Below are 4,473 nucleotides of genomic sequence, written 5' to 3'. Positions count from 1 at the left end.
CCCGCACCGCGCGCTTCCTGGTCGTGGTGTCCGTGCCCCGCCAGGGGCGGGCCGCGCTCAGGGCAGGTGGGACAGCCCCCAGGCGGGCGCGAACACCACGACCAGGAAGCGCGCGGTGCGGGTGACGAAGGTGATCAGGGCGAACAGCACGACGTTCATCCGCACCACCCCGGCCAGTACGGACACCACCATGAACGGCGGAACGCTGGCGAGGGAGCTCACCGCGACCAGGCCCGCGCCCCAGGCGGGCTGCTCCTCGGCCCTGCGCCGCCAGCCCTCGGCGCGTGCGGCCCACTTGCCGGGCGTGGCGCTCCTGCGGCGGATCCACGGCGCGGAGAGCGACCCGCGCCCGGCGTAGTAGTAGGGCAGCTTTCCCAGGGTCTGTCCGAGCCCGGCCGCCACCGCCATGGCGACCAGGGCGCCGTCGTCCATCGCGATGACGGCGCCCACCAGGTAGACCTCGATGTTGAGGACCGGGACGAGCCCGGAGACGAGGGCGACCGCGAAGGCCAGCGCCGTCTCGATCACCCCGTGCTCCCGGGCGCCCTGGGCGGGCCGGTCAGTTCTCGGCCGCCGCGAGCTGCCCGCACGCGCCGTCGATCTCCTGCCCGCGGGTGTCGCGGACGGTCACCGCCACCCCGTGCGACTCCAGCCGGCGCACGAACTCGCGTTCGTCCTCGGGGCGCGAGGCCGTCCACTTGGACCCCGGGGTGGGGTTGAGCGGGATGAGGTTGACGTGCACCAAGTGGCCCTTGAGGAGCTTGCCCAGCAGGTCGGCCCGCCAGGCCTGGTCGTTGATGTCCTTGATGAGCGCGTACTCGATGGAGACCCGGCGGCCCGTGGTGCCCGCGTAGCGCCAAGCGGCGTCCAGGACCTCGCCGACCTTCCAGCGGGTGTTGATGGGCACCAGCTCGTCGCGCAGCTCGTCGTCGGGGGCGTGCAGGGAGATCGCGAGACGGACCTGCATCCTCTCGTCGATGAGCTTGTTGATCGCGGGCACCAGGCCGACCGTGGACACGGTGACCCCGCGCTGGGAGATGCCCAGGCCTTGGGGCACGGGGTCGGTGATGCGGCGCACCGACTGGAGCACGCGCTTGTAGTTGGCCATGGGCTCGCCCATGCCCATGAACACGATGTTGCTGATGCGGCCCGGGCCGCCGGCGACCTCGCCGTTGGCCAGGTCGCGGGCGCTGGCGACCACCTGGTCGATGATCTCCCCGGTGGAGAGGTTGCGGGTAAGGCCCGCCTGGCCGGTGGCGCAGAACGGGCAGTTCATGCCGCACCCGGCCTGGGAGGAGATGCACAGGGTGACGCGGTCCGGGTAGCGCATGAGCACCGACTCGAACAGCACCCCGTCGAACGCCTTCCACAGGGTCTTGCGTGTCATGCCGTTGTCGCAGGTGATATGGCGCACGGGCGTGAGCAGGGTGGGCAGCAGCGCCTCGCCGAGCCGTTCCCGGGAGGAGGCCGGCAGATCGGTCATGGCCGAGGTGTCCGACACCAGGGAGCCGAAGTAGTGCTGGGCGAGCTGCTTGGCCCGGAAGGGCTTCTCGCCCAGCTCACGGACGACCTCGGCCCGCTCGTCGGGGCTGAGGTCGGCCAGGTGCCGGGGAGGTTTGGCACGACGGGGTGCGACAAAGGTGAGCTCGGCGGGCATACACAGTCCGTAGGAAGTGGAGTCGGTGGTCTGGCGCCCGGGCGCGGACGGCGGCGGAACGCGTCGTTATACGACTTATACGCCGCCGCGGTGCAGCTCCGCCTGTCAGGGCACTACCGTCGATTCTACGCACTGCGCGGACGGTCCTGACGGGTCCGTCCGGCTACGACGACCGGGGATCGGTGTGTGGGAGGGCCGGTGACAGGGATCGACGTCCTGCTCGACGAGATCAGCCCGTACCAGAGCCGACGCGTCGTCGTCGAGTGTGACTCCCACACCACGGCCGCCTACCTGCTGGACGCGCGCGGGCGCATCCGCGTACCGGTGTGGCTGGCCAACCACGAGATCGCGCCGCGCACGAGCGAGTCCGGCGGGCTGTACGAGGGCCGGGCCCCGCTCATGCCCGAGGCCTACACCAAGCACCCGCAGGGCCGCCCCCGCTTCGACCCCGACCGCCTGCGCGCCGTGTGGTTCGAGGAGGGCGACGGGGTCGCCCTGGTGGACGAGGAGGGGCTGCTGGCCGTCATCCCGGGCTGGGCGGAGGCCGACAGCGGACTGCCGGGGTACGCGCGCGAGGCGATCGGTCGCAGCGCCTACGCCTGGGAGCTGGACTCGGTGCGCGGGCAGCTGTGGCCGCGCGTGGTGCACGCCGAGGCCTACTGGGACTGGCGGCGCGCCTCGGGGGCCTGGCGCAGCGTGCAGCGCACGGTGCTCAGCCACCTCAACCGCAACGTGGGCGAGCCCGGGCACTACTGGGACGTCTCCGACGGCCACCCGCCGCTGCTGCGCGTGTCGGAGCGCCCGCCCACCGCGGACCGCCCGTACACGGTGCTGTCCACGGTCGGGATGTGCGGTCAGCGCATGCCCACGCTGGACCGCTACATGGCCAACACCTCCCAGCACGCCCGGGTGGAGCTGGCCCTGGCCACGACGCTGCCCGCGCACCACGCCGCCCGCGTCTTCCGGTGGATCGGCGCCTTCCCATGGCGGGCGGTGACCTGGTTCGGCACCGGGCACACCGTCAAGTGGCTGGACAATCCCGAGGACCGGGCCATGCGCGGCGGCGCGGGGGCGGTGCTGCTCCTGGAGGACCCCTCCGCCCTGGTCACCCGCCCCGAGCACCGGCCGCCGGACACCGCGGGGCTGTCCTTCCAGGGCGACCCCGTGCGTTGGCTGTGGATCGTGCCGATCACCCGCCCCGAGCACCTGTTCGCCAAGGAGCACGACAGCGCCACCCTGGTGGAGAAGCTGGCCGCCGAGGGGCGGAGCTGGGTGCTGGGTTAGCCGGGCGCCCGGGCGCCGCGCGAAAAACCGTTGACACCCCGCGGCCGGGGCGGGATCGTCGCCGTTTCGGGACGATCGGGGACGGGGGACCATGGCGCGCACCGGAGGCGGAGGCGCGGGGCTGACGGCCCCCCTGGGGCACCCGGCCTTTCGCGGGCTGGCCCTGGGCCGGGCGCTGATGGCCCTGGGCAACGGCATGGCGTCGGTGGCGCTTGCCTTCGCCGTGCTGGACGTGACCGGCTCGCTGACGGGCGTGGGGCTGGTGGTGGGCGCGCGCTCGGTGGCGAACGTGGCGCTGCTCCTGCTCGGAGGCGTCGTCGCCGACCGGCTGCCGCGCGCGCTGGTGCTCCAGGGCGGGTGCGCGCTGGCCGCGCTCTCCCAGGCGGCCCTGGGCGCGCTCCTGCTGACGGGCACCGCCTCGCTGGCGCTGATGATCGCGCTGAGCCTGGTCAACGGCGCCGCCGCGGCGGTGAACCTGCCCGCCTCCGCCGCGCTGACGCCGCAGACCGTGCCCCGGGAGCTGCTGCGCCAGGCCAACGCGGCGATGGGCGTGGGCGTCCAGGGCGGGATGTTCCTGGGGATGTCGGCGGGCGGCGTCGTGGTGGGCCTGTTGGGCACGGGCTGGGCGATCACCGCGGACGCGGCGCTGTTCGCCTGCGCCGGGGCGGCCTTCCTGTCCGTGCGGGCAGCCCGGGCGGACGGGCCCGTGGACACCGGGGACGCGAACGTGCTGCGCGACCTGCGGGAAGGGTGGAGCGAGTTCGTGTCGCGGCCCTGGGTCTGGATCGTCGTGCTCCAGTTCATGGTGGTCAACGCGGGCTGGTCGGCGGCCACGGCCGTGCTGGGCCCCGGCATCGCCGACGAGACCTTCGGCCGCACCGCGTGGGGTCTGCTCATGGCGGCCAACAGCGTCGGACTGCTGGCGGGCGGCGTGCTGGCGGCCCGCTAGCAGCCGCAACGGGCGCTGGTCTACGGCGCGGCGCTGATGACTTCGCACGCCGTGCCCTTCCTGGCCCTGACCGGGCCGTCGCCGCTGCCGGTGCTGTTCGCCGCGATGTTCCTGGCGGGCGTGGCGGTGCAGCAGTTCGACGTGGCCTGGGAGGTCGCCGTCCAGGAGAACGTGCCCGGGGAGAAACTGTCGCGGGTGTACTCCTACGACGCGCTGGGCTCGTTCGTGGCGATGCCCCTCGGGCAGGTCGCGATCGGCCCGTTCGCCGAGCGGTTCGGCCCGGCCCCGGCCCTGGTGCTGGTGGCCTCGCTGACGCTGCTGGCCACCCTGGCCGCGGTCTCCTCCCGCAGCGTGCGCGCCCTGACCCGCTCCTAGGAGTGTTCCGCGGGGGCTTTCGGGTCGGCGGGCGGCTGTCCGGGCCCTCTCCCGCGGGACGGTTCGCGCGGGTCGGCCCGGTCGGCTTTGCGGGCGGAACCGGCGCGGCGGGGGGCGGCCCGGTGATCGCGGAAGCGCTGGAGCCGAAGGCTCTGCGCCCAGGGCGGCGGAGGGCGGCAGGCGGGACCGCAATGATCCGGGGGACACG

Annotated in this window: 3 protein-coding genes and 1 pseudogene; 2 read left to right on the top strand and 2 right to left on the bottom strand. The window is 73.7% G+C overall.

The window, feature by feature from the left end; translation table 11 throughout:
• Positions 1-57 precede the first annotated feature (57 nt).
• On the bottom strand, positions 58-528 hold the full coding sequence (locus tag ABD54_RS25565) for a membrane protein (protein WP_047872109.1): 471 nt from the start codon (positions 526-528) through the stop codon (positions 58-60).
• A 31-nt stretch (positions 529-559) separates the two neighbouring features.
• Positions 560-1,657, bottom strand: a complete 1,098-nt coding sequence (gene rlmN, locus ABD54_RS25560; RefSeq protein ID WP_047872108.1) for a 23S rRNA (adenine(2503)-C(2))-methyltransferase RlmN — start codon at positions 1,655-1,657, stop codon at positions 560-562.
• 198 nt (positions 1,658-1,855) lie between these two features.
• On the opposite strand from rlmN, the gene ABD54_RS25555 reads away from it, so the two are divergent.
• A complete protein-coding gene (locus ABD54_RS25555; RefSeq protein ID WP_013154683.1) occupies positions 1,856-2,941 on the top strand; it encodes a suppressor of fused domain protein in 1,086 nt (361 codons plus the stop codon).
• 91 nt (positions 2,942-3,032) lie between these two features.
• Positions 3,033-4,265 (top strand): annotated as a pseudogene (locus ABD54_RS25550) (MFS transporter).
• The last annotated feature ends 208 nt before the right edge of the window (positions 4,266-4,473 follow it).

It is taken from the genome of Nocardiopsis sp. RV163 (assembly GCF_001029525.1).
In the GTDB taxonomy this organism is placed as follows: domain Bacteria; phylum Actinomycetota; class Actinomycetes; order Streptosporangiales; family Streptosporangiaceae; genus Nocardiopsis; species Nocardiopsis dassonvillei.
This window is presented reverse-complemented; position numbering and strand designations above follow the sequence as displayed.